Raw genomic sequence first — 17,151 nt, 5'->3', positions numbered from 1 at the left:
TCGCTCCGCGCAGGCGGAGGGTCCCTGCGAGGGGGTCTTCCAGCACCGACCAGCGACATCGTCCTCCGATCGTGGAGATCTGAAACGTGACCGAGACACCCGCCCGCGACCGCGTCGAGCCGGTCGACCTTCAGCAGGAGATGCAGCGCAGCTACATCGACTACGCGATGAGCGTGATCGTCGGCCGCGCCCTGCCGGAGGTCCGCGACGGCCTCAAGCCGGTGCACCGCCGCGTGCTGTTCGCGATGTACGACCAGGGCTTCCGCCCCGACCGCGGCTACGTCAAGTGCGCCCGTCCGGTCGCGGAGGTCATGGGCAACTACCACCCGCACGGCGACTCGGCGATCTACGACGCCCTCGTGCGGCTGGCCCAGCCGTGGTCGATGCGCTACCCGCTCATCGACGGCCAGGGGAACTTCGGCTCGCCGGGCAACGACCCGCCGGCCGCCATGCGCTACACCGAGTGCCGGCTCACGCCGCTGGCCATGGAGATGCTGGCCGGCATCGACGAGGAGACCGTCGACTTCCAGGCCAACTACGACGGCCGCACCCAGGAGCCGCTGGTCCTGCCGGCGCGCGTGCCGAACCTGCTGATCAACGGGTCGGCCGGCATCGCGGTCGGCATGGCCACCAACATGCCGCCGCACAACCTGCGCGAGGTGGCCGAGGCGGTGTACTGGGTGCTCGAGCACCCCGACGCCGAGCCGGAGGAGGCGCTCACCGCGTGCATGGAGCGGGTCAAGGGCCCCGACTTCCCCACCTACGGCCTCATCGTCGGCCGCGAGGGCATCGAGGACGCCTACCGCACCGGCCGTGGCTCGGTGAAGATGCGCGCCGTCGTCACCGTCGAGGAGGACGCGCGGGGCCGCGTGCAGCTCGTCGTCACCGAGCTGCCCTACCAGGTCAACCCGGACAACCTGGCCGAGTCGATCGCCGAGGCGGTCAAGGACGGCCGGTTGCAGGGCATCAGCGAGATCGCCGACGAGTCCAGCGACCGCGTCGGCCGGCGGCTGGTCATCACGCTGCGCCGCGACGCCGTGGCCAAGGTCGTGCTGAACAACCTCTACAAGCACACCCAGCTGCAGACGTCGTTCGGCTGCAACATGCTCTCGATCGTCGACGGCGTCCCGCGGACCCTGCGGCTCGACGAGCTGGTGCGCAACTGGGTGCTCCACCAGATCGAGGTCATCCAGCGGCGCACCCGCTACCGGCTGCGCAAGGCCGAGGAGCGCGCGCACATCCTGCGCGGCTACGCCAAGGCCCTCGACCAGCTCGACGCGGTCATCGCGCTCATCCGCAACAGCCCCTCGGCCGACTCCGCCCGCACCGGCCTCATGGAGCTGCTCGAGGTCGACGAGGTCCAGGCGACGGCGATCCTCGACCTGCAGCTGCGCCGGCTGGCCGCCCTCGAGCGGCAGCGGATCATGGACGAGCTGGCCGAGATCGAGGCCCGCATCGCCGACCTGCAGGCGATCCTCGACTCCCCGGATCGGCAGCGGCAGATCGTCCGCGACGAGCTGGCCGAGATCGTCGACAAGTACGGCGACGACCGGCGCACCCAGTTCGTCGCCAACGAGGGCGACGTCTCGGTCGAGGACCTCATCGCCGAGGAGGAGGTCGTCGTCACCATCACCCGCACCGGCTACGCCAAGCGGACCAAGAGCGACCTCTACCGGTCGCAGCGCCGCGGCGGGAAGGGCGTGATGGGGGCGGCCCTCAAGCAGGACGACCTCGTCGACCACTTCTTCGTGGGCTCCACCCACGACTGGATCCTGTTCTTCACCAACAAGGGCCGGGTCTACCGGGCCAAGGCCTACGAGCTGCCCGAGGCCAACCGCACCGCCCGCGGCGCACACGTGGCCAACATCCTGGCGTTCCAGCCCGACGAGCGGATCGCCCAGGTCATGCAGATCAAGGACTACTCGGTCGCGCCGTACCTGGTCCTGGCCACGGCCAACGGGCAGGTCAAGAAGACGCGGCTGTCGGACTTCGACAGCCCGCGCAGCGGCGGTGTCATCGCGATCAACCTGCGCGAGGGCGACGAGCTGGTCGGGGCCGCGCTCATCGACCCCGACCTGGACCTGCTGCTGGTCACCCGGGCCGCGATGTCGATCCGGTTCAAGGCCGACGACGCGACCCTGCGGCCGATGGGCCGGGCCACCGAGGGCGTCCGCGGGATCTCGCTGTCCCCCGGGGACCGGCTGCTGTCGATGATCGTGGTCGAGGAGGGCGTCGACGTCCTCGTCGCCACCGAGCGCGGCTTCGCCAAGCGGACCGGCATCGAGAACTACCCGCCGCAGGGCCGCGGCGGGAAGGGCGTGCTCACCGCCGACCCGAAGGCCCGCAAGGGTGCCCTGGTCGGGGCCCTGTCGGTGCGGCTCGGCGACGAGCTCTACGCCATCACGTCCGGCGGCGGGGTGATCCGGACGCCGGTCAACGGCGTGCGCCACAACAAGGATCGCGCGACCATGGGCGTCAAGCTCATGAACTTGCCCGAGGACGTGACGATCGTGGCGATCGCCCGGACGACGGACAACGACGAGCCCGCCGCCTAGGGTGAGACCGGGAGCACGGTGGGGCGTGACGGCAGGTCACGCCCCACCCCCGGCTCCCAATGACGGACACGACCGGCGCCCGGGCGCCTCCGGCACCGCGCCGGGGCACCCGGACGCGAGAGCGCGGCGAGGGCCGCAGGCGAACGGGAGAACGGCATGAGCGACCGGCCGCAGGCGGTGCGCACCGGGGTCCGCCCGGAAGGCGCAGCCGGAGCGGACGGAGCCCCGGCGACGGGTTCGGCGCCCGTCACCGGTCAGACCCCCGGTCCGTCCGGAGCCTCGCCCGCGGGCGCGAGCGCGGCCGGCGGGGGCGCGTCCCTGACCAAGCCGGTCACCGGCGGGCTGGCCGCGCAGCAGGCCCCGCCGCAGCCGCCGTCCGCTGCCCCGCAGCAGGTCGCGCAGCAGCACCAGCGGCCGGCCGACGCGACGATGCCGCCGCCGTCGGGTGTCACGCAGGTGGCACCGCCGGCCACGGCCGCCCCGCGGCCCCCGCAGCAGGCGCCCGCGCAGCAGGCCGTGCCGCAGCAGGCGCCGCCCCAGCAGGCGGGCCAGCAGGCCGGCCGGCCCGCCGCCAAGGGCCGTGGCAACCGCGGTCCGCGCCGGGCCCGGCTGCAACTGCGGCACATCGACACGTGGTCGGCGCTGAAGATCTCGCTGGTCCTGTCGATCGCGCTGTTCTTCATCTGGATGGTGGCGGTCGGGGTCCTCTACGGCGTCCTGTCCGGCCTGGGCGTCTTCGACACCCTCAACGACCTGTTCGGCCAGCTCGGCACGTCCTCGGGCGGCGAGGGCGGCGGCGACGTCATCACGCCGGGCATCGTCTTCGGCGGCGCGGCGGTCATCGGCGCCATCAACATCGTGTTGATGACGGCGCTGGCCACGATCGCGGCGTTCATCTACAACCTCTGTGCCGACCTCGTGGGCGGTCTCGAGGTCACCCTCGCCGAGCGGGACTGAGCGGCCGGGGCCCCGCCCGCCGGGGCCCCGGACCGGCCTTGTAAGCTGGTCGAGGTCCACGGGCCTGTAGCTCAGGCGGTTAGAGCGCATCCCTGATAAGGATGAGGCCGGAGGTTCAAGTCCTCCCAGGCCCACCCGTGAACCGGTGCCCACGGCACCGCGGCAGCGCGGCCCCGTCCGTGGCCGCGGTCGTTCCCAGGAGGTACCGAGTGCTCAAGCAGCTGGCCCTGGTCGCCGCGGCGGCCGGCGCCGTCGCCGCCCTCCGTCGTCGCTCCGCCGGCACCGGCAAGGCCGAGGCCGACCTCTGGCACGAGGCCACGAGCGGCCCGGACGCCGTCAGCCGCCCCACCACCCGCTGACCCGCGGCCCCGTTCCGGGGCCACTCCGGGCAGCACCCCCGGGGACGTAGCTCAATTGGCAGAGCACCGCCTTTGCAAGGCGGGGGTTAGGGGTTCGATTCCCCTCGTCTCCACTCCTCCGACGCGCTCCTGACCTGGCCCGGCCCGCCCGGCGGCGGGGATGGGAGAGTGGGGGCGTGACCGAATCGACCTCGCCCGCCCGCCGCGCGGTGCTGCACACCAACCACGGCGACATCACCGTCGACCTGTTCCCCGACCACGCGCCCAAGACGGTCGCGAACTTCGCGGACCTGGCCGAGGGCCGCCGTGAGTGGACGCACCCGGCCACCCGCGCGAAGACCACCGACCCGCTCTACGACGGGACGATCTTCCACCGCGTCATCAGCGGGTTCATGATCCAGGGCGGGGACCCGCTCGGTCAGGGCTTCGGCGGCCCCGGCTACCAGTTCGGCGACGAGTTCCACCCCGAGCTCGCCTTCGACCGCCCGTACCTGCTGGCCATGGCCAACGCCGGGCCCGGCACCAACGGCTCGCAGTTCTTCATCACCGTCGGCCCCACGCCGCACCTCAACCGCAAGCACACGATCTTCGGCGAGGTGGCCGACCAGGCCAGCCGTGAGGTCGTCGACCGCATCGCCACCGTGCGCACCGGCCGCAACGACAAGCCGGTGGAGGACGTCGTCATCCAGTCGGTCGAGGTGCAGCGCAGCTGACCAGCTCCCCACCCGACGAGGGCACCGGCGGCGCCGCACCGCCGCCGGTGCCCCCGCCGGCCACCTGTTACCGGCACCCCGACCGGCCCACCGGCATCCGCTGCACCCGCTGCGACCGGCCCATCTGCCCGGAGTGCATGACGCCGGCGTCGGTTGGCTTCCAGTGCCCCGACGACGTCCGCGCGGGCAACGCGGGGGTGCGCCGGCCGCGGCCGGTCTCGAGGTGGAGCGCCGCGCGCCGGCGCTTCGGCCCCGTCACGGCCACGCTCGTGGCGGTCAACCTCGTCGTCTTCGTCGTCACCGCCGTCTCGGCGGTCTCGGTCGGTGAGAGCCCGCTGGACAACTTCCGCTCGCCGGTCTTCGCCGACTTCTCGCTCGTCCCCGTGCTGGTCGACGTCTACGGCCAGGACTGGCGGCTGATCACCGGGGCGTTCCTGCACATCGGGATCACCCACCTGCTGCTCAACATGCTCAGTCTGCTGCTCTTCGGCCCCGAGATCGAGGCCCGGCTGGGTTGGTGGCGCTACCTGTCGGTCTACCTCCTCTCCGCACTCGGTGGCGCCGTGGCCATCGAGCTGTTCGGCGACCCCGCCCGGCCCGTCGCCGGCGCCTCGGCGGCGATCTACGGGCTCCTCGGCGCCCTGGGCGTGCTGATGGTCGCCGCCCGCCAGGACTTGCGTGGCCTGCTGACCCTGCTGGCCATCAACGTCGTCATCAGCTTCCTGCCCAACGTGTCCCTGCTCGGGCACCTCGGCGGCCTGGTCGCGGGCCTGGTCGCCACCACGCTGCTCGTGCTCACCCGGCGCCGCGTCGCGCTGCAGGCCGCCGCACTGGCCGCCCTCGCGGTCGTGCTGGTCGTCCTGGTCCTCGTGGTGCCCGTGCCGGTGACCGTCCTGGGCTGACGGCCCGCGTCACCCCGGGCGCAGCGCCTCCAGGGCCAGCGCGACGGCGGCCGGGTCGGCGCCCAGGTCGCGGCGGCCCAGCAGGACCAGCGTGCCGTCGTCGTCCGGGCCGCTGGCGGTGTCGAGCTCGAGCAGCTGCGAACGCACCCCCAGCCGGCGGGTGTCCCGCAGCCGCACCCTCAGGCCCGGCCAGGCCAGCCGGGTGTGCCCGGCCAGGGTCCGGACCACGACGCCGCCGGGACCGGCCGACAGCCGCGGCCGGAGGACGACGTCGCGCAGCACCAGCGCGAGCAGCAGGACCCCGGCGGCGCCGACCAGCACCCGGCCGGCGGTGTCGAGGGTCAGCGCGGCCAGCACCAGCAGCACGCCGCCCGTCCCGAGCACGACCGTCTCCGCCGTCCGCGCCGACCACTGCACGTCCCCACCCTCCCAGGCCGGTGGACACACCGCCGTCGGCTCCGTCCACAGGGACGCGGGGCTGGGGACGAGGGGTCGTCACTGGGGATATGCCCTGTTCGGCGCGCGTGTCGACTCCTCGACAGCACCCACCCGCTCGCGGTGCGTGACCGTCCGGTGCCTGCGGTCATGTCGACTCGTCCACAGCTGGGTACACAGCTGGGGACAAAGCACAGACCTGTAGTTATGCGGCCGTCCTCCAGGCCACACGAGTCCCACCTCTGGCATAGGCGCAGGTCAGCGCGGTGCTGTCGAACAGGCGTTCTCCACATGTGGTGGACAACCCTGGGGGCGGAACGTCATGTCGATCTGTGGATCCACCGACGGCCTGTGCACAGCGGTCCACACCCCCCGGCCGGGCCCGGCGCAGGGCTGGTGTAGGGGTCCCGGGACGCACCAGGCCCCCGTCCCGGGAGGGACGGGGGCCTGGTGACGTGCCGGAACGGGGCGGCAGAGGCCCGGTGTCAGCGCCAGCGCATCGACATGACGAGCCCGACGACCATCGCCCCGAAGCCGATGGCGAAGTTCCACGCCGACAGCGAGACCATGAAGGGGATCCGGTCACCGGCCACGTAGTAGACGACGATCCACAGCAGGCCGAGCAGCATGAGCGTGACCATGAGCGGCGCGTACCAGCGGGGGCTGGGCTGGACGGCGCGGGCGGCCGCGGAGCGCGACTGCAGCACGCCCTCCGGCGGCGTGTAGACCGACTTCTTGCGGACCTTGGACTTGGGCACCGGGACCGACTCCTGCTGACTCGCTCGGGGTGCCGGTCCGTCGCGACCGGCACGATCGCCTCCCAGCCTAAGCTGCGAGACGACCACCCCGGTCGCGCCGACCGTCCTGCCGGGCGTCGCGCCGTCCCTCCCGTCCTCCTGGAGCCCCCGTGACGCCCTCGGAGTCCCCGGCCGCGGGACCGGGACCGGTCCGGCGCCGGCGGACCGCCTGGGGCGCGCTCGTGCCGGTGGTCGCGCTGGCCGCGGGGCTGCTGTTCGCCACCTCGGGCCAGACCGCGCAGGGGTCGGACCTGCGCGCCGGCGACGTCACCGAGCTCTCGGCGCTCATCGCCGAGCGCAACGAGGTCATCGCCGAGCAGGAGACCCAGCTCGCGGAGCTGCGGCGGCAGGGCCAGGTGCTCACCGACCAGGCCGCCGGCCGCGACGGCGCGGTCGCCGCCGCGCAGGCCGACGGCGATCAGGGCTCGGTCTCGGCGGGCGTGGTGGCGCTGCGGGGCCGGGGGGTGGAGATCACCCTGGACGACGCCCCGCGCCGGCCCGACGGCAGCCTGCCGGCCGGTGCCCGTCCCGACGACGTCGTCATCCACCAGTCCGACGTCCAGGCCGTGGTCAACGCCGTCTGGGCTGCCGGTGCCGACGGCGTGGCGATCATGGACCAGCGGCTCATCGCGACCAGCGCCGTCCGCTGCGTGGGCAACGTGCTGCTGCTGCACGGCCGGACCTGGTCGCCGCCGTTCGTCGTGACCGCCGTCGTGGACCCCGCCGCCGTCCGGGCCCAGCTCGACGCCTCCCCGCAGGTGGCGGTCTTCCGGCAGGCGGTCGAGGACTTCGGTCTCGCCTTCGCCGTGCGGGACCGGCCGGAGGTCCTGCTGCCGGCCTACACCGCGCCGCTGGACATGGCCTACGCCACAGCCGCTGACGGCTGAGCCGCGCGCGTGTACACAGGGACCGTGAGCCGCCCGGTCCTCGTCGTCGACAACTTCGACAGCTTCGTCTACAACCTGGTCCAGTACCTCGGCCAGCTCGGTGTGCAGTGCGTGGTGCGCCGCAACGACGCGGTGACGGTCGACGAGCTCGCCGACCTCGACGTCGCCGGGGTGCTGCTGTCCCCCGGCCCGGGCACGCCCGCCGGTGCCGGTGTGACCGTGCCGATGGTGCGCGCCGCCGCCGAGGCCGGCACCCCGGTGCTCGGCGTGTGCCTGGGCCACCAGGCCATCGCGGAGGCCTTCGGCGCCGAGGTGGTCCGCGCGCCCGAGCTGCTGCACGGCAAGACCAGCGAGGTGGTGCACGACGGCGTGGGCGTCCTGGCCGGCCTGCCCTCGCCGTTCACCGCCACCCGCTACCACTCCCTCGCCGTCGACCGGGAGACCGTCCCCGCCGAGCTCGAGGTCACCGGCACCACGCCGTCGGGCATCGTCATGGCGCTGCGGCACCGCGAGCTGCCTGTCGAGGGGGTGCAGTTCCACCCCGAGTCGGTGCTCACCGAGGGGGGCCACCGGATGCTGGCCACGTGGCTGGCCGCGTGCGGCCTGGCCCCGGACGAGGCCGTCGTCGAGGCCGCCGCGGCCGGTGCGCGTCGCCTCTCCGCCGCCGTCTCCTGACGCCCCGGTGACGCAGTGAGGGCCCCTCCCGTCCGGGAGGGGCCCTCACTACGTCTCAGGGACGATCAGTTCCCGCTGGGGGTCTCCGTGCTCGGGTTGCTCGGGGTCCCGGTCGGAGGGGCTCCCAAGGTCAGGACGATCTGCTGGTCAGCAGCGACCGCGGTGCCGGGCGGGGGGGTGACGGACACGACCACCCCCACGTCGCCCGGGTCGGTGGCGGGTGTCGTCGCAACCGTCACGTTGGTGAAACCGGCAGCCTGCAACGCCTGCTGAGCTGCCGCCTGCTGGTCACCGACGACGTCGGGGACCTCGATCGGTGCCGGTCCGCCGGACACCTGCAGGGTGATCTGGTCGTCGGCGGCGGCCTGCTGGCCGGCCGCGGGAGCGGTGGCGACGACGGTCCCGGCCGGCTGGTCGGAGTCGACCTCCTCGGTCGTGACGTTGGTGAACCCCTCCGCGCGCAGCGCCTGGGTGGCCGCGCTCTGCTCCTGGCCGGTGACGTCGGGGACGGCCGCGGTGCCGTCGGAGACCGACAGCGTCACGGTGGTGTCCGGGTCGACCGCCGTCCCCTCCTCGGGGTCCACCGCGACGACCGTGCCCTCGGCCTCGAGCGAGTCGGCCTGGTCGGAGTTGACGTTGCCGGTCAGGCCGGCGTTCTCCAGCGCCGTCCTGGCCCGGTCCTCGTCGAGGCCGACGACCTGCGGCATCGTCGCGGTGTCGGGGGCGACACCGACGGTGAGGGCCACCGTGGTGTCCTCCGGGACCTGCGCCCCGCTGTCCGGGTCGCTGTCGAGCACCGTGCCGACGGCGGCGTCGTCGTCGGTGACCTGCTGGGTCACCTCGCCGACGGTCAGGCCGGCCTCCCGCAGCGCCGCCTCGGCGTCGGCCTGCTGCTCCCCGACCAGCGCCGGGACGGTGACCTGCGTGGTGGTGGCCTCCGGTGCCGGGTCGTCCTCGCCACCGGAGTCGACCAGCAGCGCGACCCCGACGACGGCGCCGATGAGCACCAGGGCCCCGACGACGGCGGCGATGACGCGGTTGCGCCGGCGCCGGCCGGCCGCCTCGTCGTCGTCCCAGTCGCCGGCGCCGTAGCCGGCCGGGGTGGCGCCGAGGATGGTGGTCTTCTCGTCGTCGCCCATGACGGGGGTGGCCTCGACCCGCTGCCCGGCCAGCGCCCGGAGCAGGTCGTTGCGCATCTCCGCGGCCGACTGGTAGCGGTTGGCCGGGTTCTTGCTCAGCGCCTTGAGGACGATCGCGTCGAGGTCCGGCGGCACCCGCGGGTTGATCGACGACGGCAGCCGCGGGTCCTCCCGCACGTGCTGGTAGGCCACCGACACCGGCGAGTCGCCGGTGAACGGCGGCGCCCCGGTCACCAGCTCGAACAGCAGGCAGCCGACCGAGTAGACGTCGGAGCGGGCGTCGACCGACTCGCCGCGGGCCTGCTCGGGGGAGAGGTACTGCGCGGTGCCGATGACGGCGGCCGTGGAGGTCATCGTCGCGGCGGAGTCGGAGACGGCGCGGGCGATGCCGAAGTCCATGACCTTGACCGAGCCGTCGGGCGTGATCATCACGTTCCCCGGCTTCACGTCGCGGTGCACGATGCCGTTGCGGTGGCTGAAGTCGAGGGCGGCGCAGATGTCGGCGGTCAGGCTCATCGCCCGCTCCGGCGCCAGGACGCCGTCGCGGCGCAGCACGTCGCGCAGGGTCTCGCCCTCGACGTACTCCATGACGATGTAGGGCGTCGCGCCGGTGCTCGTGCGGTCCTCGCCGGTGTCGTACACCGCCACGATCGCCGGGTGGTTGAGCGACGCGGCCGCCTGCGCCTCCCGCCGGAACCGCACCTGGAACGAGGGGTCGCGCGCCAGGTCGCTGCGCAGCACCTTGACCGCGACCTCGCGACCCAGCCGCAGGTCGCGCCCGCGGTGCACCTCCGCCATGCCGCCGCGGCCGAGCACCCCGCCGATCTCGTAGCGCTCGCCGAGAACCTGGGGGGTGGTCATCGGTGGTCCTCTCGGGCGGTGCGGTGGTGCGGCGCGGGCGGACCCGGACACGGAGGAGCGGCGGGGCCGTCCCCGGTCCCGGCGGGCAGCCTAACGGCGGGGGAGCCCGTGACGCGGGCACCGCGGAGGAGCGGTGTCACTACTGCGTACCGCCGGCCCCGGCAGCCCCAGCGGACGCCGGGCCGGGCGTCCAGGACCCGGCCCCCGCGCCGGCTCCGGCCCCGGTCCCCCCGCCGGTGTCCGGGTCGGTGCCGGTCCCGTCGGTCGTCCCGTCGTCCCCGGTCGTGGGGTCCGCCGTCGGTGGCGGCGCCGTGGTGCCGCCCTGGGTCGCCGGCGGACTGCTCGGCGTCGTGGTCGACGGGGCCGACGACGAGCTGCTGCTCGCCGACGACGAGGTGGAGGACCGGGTCGGGCCCGACGACTGGGTCTGACCGCCGCCCCCGCCGCCGTTGCCCTGGCCGCCGGTGCCGTCGCCACCCTGGTCGCCGGTGTCCTCACCGCCCTGGTCGTCGCCGCTGCCGGAGTCCTCCGGCTCCTCGGCCACCTCGGGGCTGTAGTCCTGCTGGGCCACCGACAGCGTGACGGTGGTGCCGCGGGGGACCGGGATGCCCGCCGGGTCGACCGCGGCGACGTCCCCGGCGCTCAGCTCGATCCCTGCGGCGGCGAGGTCCTCGTCGGTGGCGTCGACACGGGCGACGTCGAGGCCCGCCTCGCGCAGCACGGCCTCGACGTCGTCGGCGTCCTCCCCGAGGTACTGCGCGGCCGCGGGGATGGTGACGAGGTCCTGGGTGGGGTCGGCCGAGCCGCCGGTCGGCGCGCTGCTGGTCGCGGTGGGGTCGGCGGTGGTGCCGCCCTCGCCCTCGCCGTTGCCGGACAGGAGGAACCAGGCGCCGGCGACGAGCGCCGCGACCAGCGCGAGCGACGCCAGGACCACCGCCCACCGGCGGTTGCCGCCGCGCGGCGCGCCGGCCGCGACCCGGCCGCGGTCGTCGTCATCGTCGACCGGCGGGCCCTGCAGCGGCGGCATGGTGCGCGCCCCGGCCGCGTGCCGGCCCCCGGTGCGCGGGCCGGCCACCGCGGCGGCGCCGGCGGCGGCACCGGCCACCGGCCCGCCCAGCACCCGGGTGCCGTCGCCGTCGACCTCCGGGATCACCTCGGTGGTCGCCGCCGCGAGGCCGGTGGACGGCGCCCCGGTCGCCGCGGTCGCCGGGCCTAGCCCGTTGCCGCCGGCCACCGAGCGGATCGCGGCGGCGAAGGCGGCGCCGTCGGCGAACCGGTCGCGCGGGTCCTTCGCCAGCGCCCGCTCGATGAGCAGGCGGACCTGCGGGGGGATCTCCGCCGGCAGCGGCGGGGGCGTCCGGTTGATGTGCGCCAGCGCGATGGCGACCTGCGAGGTGCCGTCGAAGGGCCGCCCGCCGGTGAGGCACTCGTAGCCCACCACGCCCAGCGAGTAGACGTCGGAGGCGGCGGTGACCTCCATGCCCTGCGCCTGCTCGGGGGAGAGGTACTGCGCGGTGCCCACGACCATGCCGGTGCGGGTCAGCGGCGTCGCGTCGCGGGTGCGGGCGATGCCGAAGTCGGTCAGCTTGACCACGCCGTCGGGCCGGACGATGAGGTTGCCCGGCTTGATGTCGCGGTGCACCACCCCGGCGGCGTGCGCTGCGGACAGGCCGTCGGCGGACTGCCCGAGCACGTGCAGCGTCCAGTCGACCGGCAGCCGGCCCTCCTCGTGGAGGATCGTCACCAGCGGCTTGCCCTCGACCAGCTCCATGACGAGGAACGCCAGCTGGTGCCCGCGCTCGTCGGTGCTCTCGCCGTAGTCGTAGACCGAGGCGATGTTCGGGTGCGAGAGCGCCGCGGTGTGCCGGGCCTCGTTGCGGAACCGGGCGACGAAGCTGGGGTCGCCGGTGAACTCGCTGCGCAGCACCTTGGCGGCGACGACCCGGTCCAGCACCCGGTCGCGGGCGCGCCACACCTCGCCCATGCCGCCGGTGGCGATGGGCTCGGTGATCTCGTAGCGGCCGGCCAGGATGGTGCCGGTGGACAGGGCCATCAGCCCCCCTGACCCTCGAGGTAGGCCTGCATCACGTCGCCGGCGATCGGTGCGGAGACGTCCCCGCCGGTACCCCCGCCGTTCGCGACGAACACCGCGACGGCGATCTGCGGGTCGTCGGCCGGGGCGAAGCCGACGAACCAGTTGTGGTCGGGGACGTCCCCGGAGACCTGCGCGGTCCCGGTCTTGCCGGCGACGGTCACCCCCGCGATGCGGGCGGCCCGGCCGCTGCCGTTGGCGACGACGCTCTCCATCATCTCCTGCAGCTGGTCGGCGACCTCGGGGGTGACCGGCTCGGAGAACGTCTCCGGGTCGGCCTGGTCGAGGACCGTCAGGTCGGGGGCGCGCACCTGGTCGATCAGGTAGGGCGTCATCAGGGTCCCGTCGTTGCCCACGGCGGCGGCGACCATGGCCGCCTGCAGCGGGGTCATCCGCACGTCGCGCTGGCCGATCGAGCTCTGCCCGAGCGCCGCCTCGCTCTCGATGTCGCCGACGCTGCTGCCGGCCACCTCGAGCGGGATGTCCAGTCCCTCGCCGGTCATGCCGAAGGCCTCGGCCATCTCGCGCACGCGGTCCTCACCGAGGTCGATGCCCAGCTGGGCGAAGGCGGTGTTGCAGGAGATGGTCAGCGCGTCGATCAGCGACTGCTCCTGGCTGCTGCTGCACGAGGAGTTGCCGAAGTTGCGCAGCTGGGTCGAGGTGCCCGGCAGGGTGAGCGTGTCCGGCGCCGGGACGACGGTGTCGGGGGTGTACTCCCCGGTCGCCAGCGCCGCGGCCGACACGATCACCTTGAACACCGAGCCGGGCGGGTAGTTGTCCTGGATCGCGCGGTTCAGCCGCGGGTCGGCCTCCAGCGCGTCGAGCTCGGCGGCGTAGTCGCGGATCGCCTGCGGGTCGTGGCTGGACAGCTGCGCGGGGTCGTAGGTGGGCGTGCTGGCCATGCCCAGCACCGCGCCGGTGGACGGGTCCAGCGCGACGACGGCGCCGGTCACCCCTTCCAGGCCGGCCATGGCGGCCTCCTGGACGCCCGGGTCCAGGGTCAGGACGACGTCGCCGCCGGCCGGGTCGCGGCCGGTGAACAGGTCGGCCAGCCGGCGGGTGAACAGCCGCGCGTCGGAGCCGGTGAGCACGTCGTTGGCCGCCCGCTCCATCTGCCAGCTGTTGTAGATGAGCGAGTAGTAGCCGGTGACCGCCGCGTACGTGGGCCCCTGCGGGTACTGGCGCAGGTACTTCAGCGTGTCCTGGGTGGGCACCGACAGCGCCACCTCGGTGCCGTCGACCACGATCGACCCGCGCTCGCGCGAGTACTCCTCGGTGAGCACGCGGGTGTTGCCGGAGTCCTCGCGCAGCTCGTCGGAGCGCACGACCTGGATGTAGTTGACGTTGACGATCAGCAGCGTGAACAGCACCAGCACGCTGATCGCCACCCGTCGCAGCGGGGCGTTCACGAGCTCACGACCTCGGTCGGGGCCTCGCCCAGCGCCTGCTTCGGCGGGGCGGGCGGGGTGGCCGGGCGGCGGGCGGCGTCGCTGATGCGCACCAGGATGGCGACCAGGCCGAAGTTGGCCACCAGCGACGAGCCGCCGTAGGCGACGAACGGCGTCGTCAGGCCGGTCAGCGGCAGCAGGCCGGTGACGCCGCCGAGGACGACGAAGAGCTGCCAGGCGATGGCGAAGGACAGCCCGCCGGCGAGCAGCTTGCCGAAGGCGTCACGCACGACCAGCGACGTCCGCAGGCCGCGCTCGACCAGGATCAGGTACAGCACGATGACCGCGACCAGGCCGAACAGGCCCAGCTCCTCGCCGAGCGCGGAGGCGATGAAGTCGCTCTTGGCCACCGGCACCTGGTCGGGGCGGCCGCCGCCGAGCCCGGCGCCGAACAGCCCGCCGGTGCCCAGGCCGAACAGCGACTGGACGAGCTGGTAGCCGCCCTCGTCGCGGTAGGCGAAGGGGTCCAGCCAGGTGTCGACGCGGACCCGGACGTGCCCGAACAGCTGGTAGGCGAGGAACGCCCCGGCGGCGAACAGGCCCAGGCCGATGAGCAGCCAGCTGGCCCGCTCCGTGGCGATGTAGAGCATCACCACGAAGATGCCGAACAGCAGCAGCGAGCTGCCCAGGTCGCGCTCGAAGACGAGCACGAGGATCGACACCACCCAGACGGCGAGCACCGGGCCCAGGTCGCGGCCGCGGGGCAGCTCCAGCCCGGCGACGCGGCGGCTGGCCAGGGCCAGGACGTCGCGCTTGTCGACCAGGTAGGCGGCGAAGAAGACGATCAGGCAGATCTTGGCGAACTCGCCGGGCTGGATGCTGAACCCGGCGACGCGGATCCAGATCTTGGCGCCGTAGACCTCCGAGACCGACGCGGGCAGCACCGCGGGCAGCGCGAGCAGCACCAGGCCGACCAGGCCGAGGGTGTAGGCGAAGCGCGACAGCAGCCGGTGGTCGCGGAGGACCACGAGGATGGCGACGAACAGCGCGACGCCCACGGTGGCCCACAGCAGCTGGACGGGGGCGTCCTCGCGGGTGGCCTCGGCGTCGACCTGCAGGCCGGCCAGGTCGAGCCGGTGGATCATCGTCAGGCCCAGGCCCGAGAGCACCGCGACGGCGGGCAGCAGCAGCGGGTCGGCGTAGGGCGCGAAGCGGCGGACCACCAGGTGCACCACCAGCCACAGCGCGGCGAACCAGCCGCCGAAGGTGGCCAGTTCCGGGCGCAGCGAGCCGGTGAGGGTGATGTCGACGATGCACTGCGCCGCGAGGGTGATGAGCACGGCGAAGCCCAGCAGCGCCAGCTCGGTGTTGCGCCGCTTCGGGACGACCGTGCCGGGGAGCGCGGCCCGGGGGTCGGTGGAGGGGCTGCCCATCACTCCGCCTCCCGGCAGTCCACCCCCGGCTCGGGCCCCGTGGTCGAGGAGGACGTCGAGAGGCTCGGCGACGTCGGGGAGGACTCGGACGGGGGGACCGGCAGGCCACCCTCGGTGGGGAGCGGGGACAGGTCGGACGGCGCCGCGCTGGAGGCGGGGCTGTCGGAGGACCGCTCCTCGGTCACCCCGGCCGGGCACTCGGGGACGGCGGCCGCGTGCAGGTCGTCGACGATGCGCTGGGCGTCGTCGACGTCGTCGGCGTCGATGCCCTGCCGGACGCTGTTCTGGTCGTAGGACGACAGGTCCTCGAGCGGGATGTCGGTGACCTCGTCGACGCGGTAGAGGTCGAGCCCGAGCAGGTCGGCGTTGAACCCGCGGAAGACCGCCACGTGGTCGCTGCCGTCGGCGGCCGCCGCCACGCCCACGAACCAGTGCGTGAGGACCCACAGCCAGGTGGCGATGCCGGCGCCCACCAGGAGGAGCACCGCGCCCCCAGCGACGAACAACCGCCGCCGGGAGCGGCGACGGTCGGGGGGAGCAGCGGCCGTGGGTGCGGTCGGCGCGGGTGGCGGGACCGGCGGCGGATCGGCGAGGGCCGCCCGCCCCGCGGCCGAGCGGGGGTCGACCTCGCGCTGCCCGCGGTTGTCGCCGGCGGCGCCGTCGACGACCGGGTCCATGCTGCCCGAGCCGTTGTCCTCGACGACGTCGGCGACGATCACGGTGATGTTGTCCGGGCCGCCGCTGCGCAGCGCGAGCTCGACCAGCCGGTCGGCGGTCGACTGGGGGTCGGGGTCCTCGAGCGCGTGGGCCAGCGTCTCCTCACTGACCACACCGGACAGCCCGTCGGAGCACAGCAGGTAGCGGTCGCCGGCGCGGGCCTCGCGCATCGACAGGTCGGGGTCGACGTCCTGGCCGTTGAGGGCCCGCAGCAGCAGCGAGCGCTGCGGGTGGTGGTTGGCCTCCTCGGGCGTGATCCGGCCGTCGTCGATGAGCGTCTGCACGAACGTGTCGTCGTGGGTGATCTGGGTGAGGACGCCGTCGCGCAGCAGGTAGGCGCGGGAGTCGCCGACGTGGCACAGGGCGATCCGGCCGCCCGCGAACAGGACGGCGGTGAGCGTGGTGCCCATGCCCTCCAGCTGCGGCGACTCGCGGATGACCTCGCGCAGGTGCTCGCTGCCGTCGAAGACCGCCTCGCGCAGCGCCTGCAGCATGTCGCCGCTGGGCGCGTCGTCGTCGAGGTGCTCGAGGGCGGCGATCACGACCTTGCTGGCGACGTCGCCGGCCGCGTGGCCGCCCATGCCGTCGGCCACGGCCAGCAGCCGGGGCCCGGCGTACACCGAGTCCTGGTTGTTGCCGCGGACCAGACCGCGGTCGGAGCGGGCGGCGTAGCGCAGCGCGAGACTCATCGGACCCTGCTCACGTCTGCTCGGTCGCTCCCCGTGGTCGTCGCGCCCGTCGTCGGCGCGTGCGTCGTCGTGGTCGTCAGCGAGGTCATCCGCGCAGCTCCAGGGCGGTCTGGCCGATGCGGATCGGCTGGCCGGGAGCCACCAGCAACGGCCCCTGCACCCGCTGCTGGTCCAGGTAGGTGCCGTTGGTGGAGCCGAGGTCCTCGACGTACCACTGTCCACCCCGGTTGGTCAGCCGCGCGTGCCGGGAGCTGGCGAAGTCGTCGGTGAGGACGAGCGTGGAGTCGTCGGCGCGGCCGATGAGGATCGGCTGCTCCCCGAGGGTGATCTTGGTACCGGTCAGCGGGCCGGCGGTCACGACCAGCGTGCGCGGGCCGCGTCCGCGCCGCCGGCCGGGGGCGGCGGCGCGCGGGGGCACCGAGGCCACCCGCCCGGCGCGGCCGCCGAACAGGTCGGCCCGCACCACGCGGAACGCGGCGAAGATGAACAGCCACAGCAGCAGCAGGAACCCGAAGCGGAACAGCTGCAGGACGATCTCGGCGGTCACGACCG

General features: G+C 74.0%; 15 protein-coding genes and 2 tRNA genes. 9 read left to right on the top strand and 8 right to left on the bottom strand.

All coding sequences use genetic code 11. From position 1 onward, the window contains the following. The first annotated feature begins 86 nt into the window (after positions 1 to 86). From gyrA to ACI79V_RS02490, 7 genes are all read left to right on the top strand, one after another. Positions 87 to 2,555: a DNA gyrase subunit A gene (gyrA, locus tag ACI79V_RS02520; RefSeq protein ID WP_456875776.1), complete on the top strand. Its 2,469-nt coding sequence runs from the start codon at positions 87 to 89 to the stop codon at positions 2,553 to 2,555. A gap of 156 nt (positions 2,556 to 2,711) precedes the next feature. Beyond that, on the top strand, positions 2,712 to 3,512 hold the full coding sequence (locus ACI79V_RS02515; RefSeq protein ID WP_456886541.1) for a DUF3566 domain-containing protein: 801 nt from the start codon (positions 2,712 to 2,714) through the stop codon (positions 3,510 to 3,512). 60 nt (positions 3,513 to 3,572) lie between these two features. Continuing rightward, positions 3,573 to 3,646, top strand: a tRNA-Ile gene (locus ACI79V_RS02510). A 75-nt stretch (positions 3,647 to 3,721) separates the two neighbouring features. Beyond that, entirely contained in the window at positions 3,722 to 3,871 is a 150-nt protein-coding gene (locus tag ACI79V_RS02505) for a DLW-39 family protein (protein ID WP_456875778.1), read from the top strand. 40 nt (positions 3,872 to 3,911) lie between these two features. Beyond that, positions 3,912 to 3,984, top strand: a tRNA-Ala gene (locus ACI79V_RS02500). 63 nt (positions 3,985 to 4,047) lie between these two features. Next, on the top strand, positions 4,048 to 4,584 hold the full coding sequence (locus tag ACI79V_RS02495) for a peptidylprolyl isomerase (protein ID WP_456886540.1): 537 nt from the start codon (positions 4,048 to 4,050) through the stop codon (positions 4,582 to 4,584). Positions 4,585 to 4,721: 137 nt separating this feature from the next. After that, positions 4,722 to 5,486, top strand: a complete 765-nt coding sequence (locus tag ACI79V_RS02490; RefSeq protein WP_456886538.1) for a rhomboid family intramembrane serine protease — start codon at positions 4,722 to 4,724, stop codon at positions 5,484 to 5,486. 9 nt (positions 5,487 to 5,495) lie between these two features. Here ACI79V_RS02490 and ACI79V_RS02485 read toward each other — a convergent pair whose 3' ends face one another. After that, positions 5,496 to 5,903: a PH domain-containing protein gene (locus tag ACI79V_RS02485; RefSeq protein WP_456886536.1), complete on the bottom strand. Its 408-nt coding sequence runs from the start codon at positions 5,901 to 5,903 to the stop codon at positions 5,496 to 5,498. A 503-nt stretch (positions 5,904 to 6,406) separates the two neighbouring features. After that, a complete protein-coding gene (gene crgA, locus ACI79V_RS02480; RefSeq protein ID WP_456875782.1) occupies positions 6,407 to 6,679 on the bottom strand; it encodes a cell division protein CrgA in 273 nt (90 codons plus the stop codon). 149 nt (positions 6,680 to 6,828) lie between these two features. Between crgA and ACI79V_RS02475 the strand changes: the two genes are divergently transcribed. Together ACI79V_RS02475 and ACI79V_RS02470 are read left to right on the top strand one after the other, a co-directional pair. Beyond that, a complete protein-coding gene (locus ACI79V_RS02475) occupies positions 6,829 to 7,605 on the top strand; it encodes a DUF881 domain-containing protein (RefSeq protein WP_456886534.1) in 777 nt (258 codons plus the stop codon). A 24-nt stretch (positions 7,606 to 7,629) separates the two neighbouring features. Beyond that, positions 7,630 to 8,280, top strand: coding sequence for an aminodeoxychorismate/anthranilate synthase component II (locus ACI79V_RS02470; RefSeq protein WP_456886532.1), 651 nt, complete (start codon positions 7,630 to 7,632; stop codon positions 8,278 to 8,280). Positions 8,281 to 8,345: 65 nt separating this feature from the next. Here ACI79V_RS02470 and pknB read toward each other — a convergent pair whose 3' ends face one another. The 6 genes from pknB to ACI79V_RS02440 form a co-directional block, all read right to left on the bottom strand. Beyond that, positions 8,346 to 10,280, bottom strand: coding sequence for a Stk1 family PASTA domain-containing Ser/Thr kinase (gene pknB, locus ACI79V_RS02465; protein WP_456886531.1), 1,935 nt, complete (start codon positions 10,278 to 10,280; stop codon positions 8,346 to 8,348). Between the two features lie 139 nt (positions 10,281 to 10,419). Continuing rightward, a complete protein-coding gene (locus ACI79V_RS02460) occupies positions 10,420 to 12,333 on the bottom strand; it encodes a serine/threonine-protein kinase (RefSeq protein WP_456886529.1) in 1,914 nt (637 codons plus the stop codon). After that, on the bottom strand, positions 12,333 to 13,781 hold the full coding sequence (locus ACI79V_RS02455) for a peptidoglycan D,D-transpeptidase FtsI family protein (RefSeq protein ID WP_456886527.1): 1,449 nt from the start codon (positions 13,779 to 13,781) through the stop codon (positions 12,333 to 12,335). Before ACI79V_RS02455 ends, ACI79V_RS02460 begins: the two co-directional genes overlap by 1 nt. Beyond that, entirely contained in the window at positions 13,778 to 15,193 is a 1,416-nt protein-coding gene (locus ACI79V_RS02450; RefSeq protein WP_456875788.1) for an FtsW/RodA/SpoVE family cell cycle protein, read from the bottom strand. Before ACI79V_RS02450 ends, ACI79V_RS02455 begins: the two co-directional genes overlap by 4 nt. Beyond that, entirely contained in the window at positions 15,193 to 16,599 is a 1,407-nt protein-coding gene (locus tag ACI79V_RS02445; RefSeq protein WP_456886525.1) for a PP2C family protein-serine/threonine phosphatase, read from the bottom strand. Before ACI79V_RS02445 ends, ACI79V_RS02450 begins: the two co-directional genes overlap by 1 nt. Positions 16,600 to 16,684: 85 nt before the next feature. Beyond that, positions 16,685 to 17,146 carry an FHA domain-containing protein FhaB/FipA gene (locus tag ACI79V_RS02440; protein ID WP_456886523.1) on the bottom strand — a complete coding sequence of 154 codons (462 nt, stop codon included), beginning with the start codon at positions 17,144 to 17,146 and terminating at the stop codon, positions 16,685 to 16,687. Positions 17,147 to 17,151 lie beyond the last annotated feature (5 nt).

This window comes from Geodermatophilus sp. SYSU D00700 (genome assembly GCF_054050255.1).
The sequence above is the reverse complement of the archived record's forward strand: the minus strand, read 5'-3'. Positions and strand labels throughout refer to the sequence as shown.

What these genes read in the sequence shown, in the direction of transcription:
- ACI79V_RS02450 (WP_456875788.1), bottom strand. Translation starts at nt 15,193, where the DNA reads ATGGGCAGCCCCTCCACCGACCCCCGGGCCGCGCTCCCCGGCACGGTC.
- ACI79V_RS02460 (WP_456886529.1), bottom strand. Translation starts at nt 12,333, where the DNA reads ATGGCCCTGTCCACCGGCACCATCCTGGCCGGCCGCTACGAGATCACC.
- ACI79V_RS02490 (WP_456886538.1), top strand. Translation starts at nt 4,722, where the DNA reads ATGACGCCGGCGTCGGTTGGCTTCCAGTGCCCCGACGACGTCCGCGCG.
- ACI79V_RS02515 (WP_456886541.1), top strand. Translation starts at nt 2,712, where the DNA reads ATGAGCGACCGGCCGCAGGCGGTGCGCACCGGGGTCCGCCCGGAAGGC.
- ACI79V_RS02445 (WP_456886525.1), bottom strand. Translation starts at nt 16,599, where the DNA reads ATGAGTCTCGCGCTGCGCTACGCCGCCCGCTCCGACCGCGGTCTGGTC.
- pknB (WP_456886531.1), bottom strand. Translation starts at nt 10,280, where the DNA reads ATGACCACCCCCCAGGTTCTCGGCGAGCGCTACGAGATCGGCGGGGTG.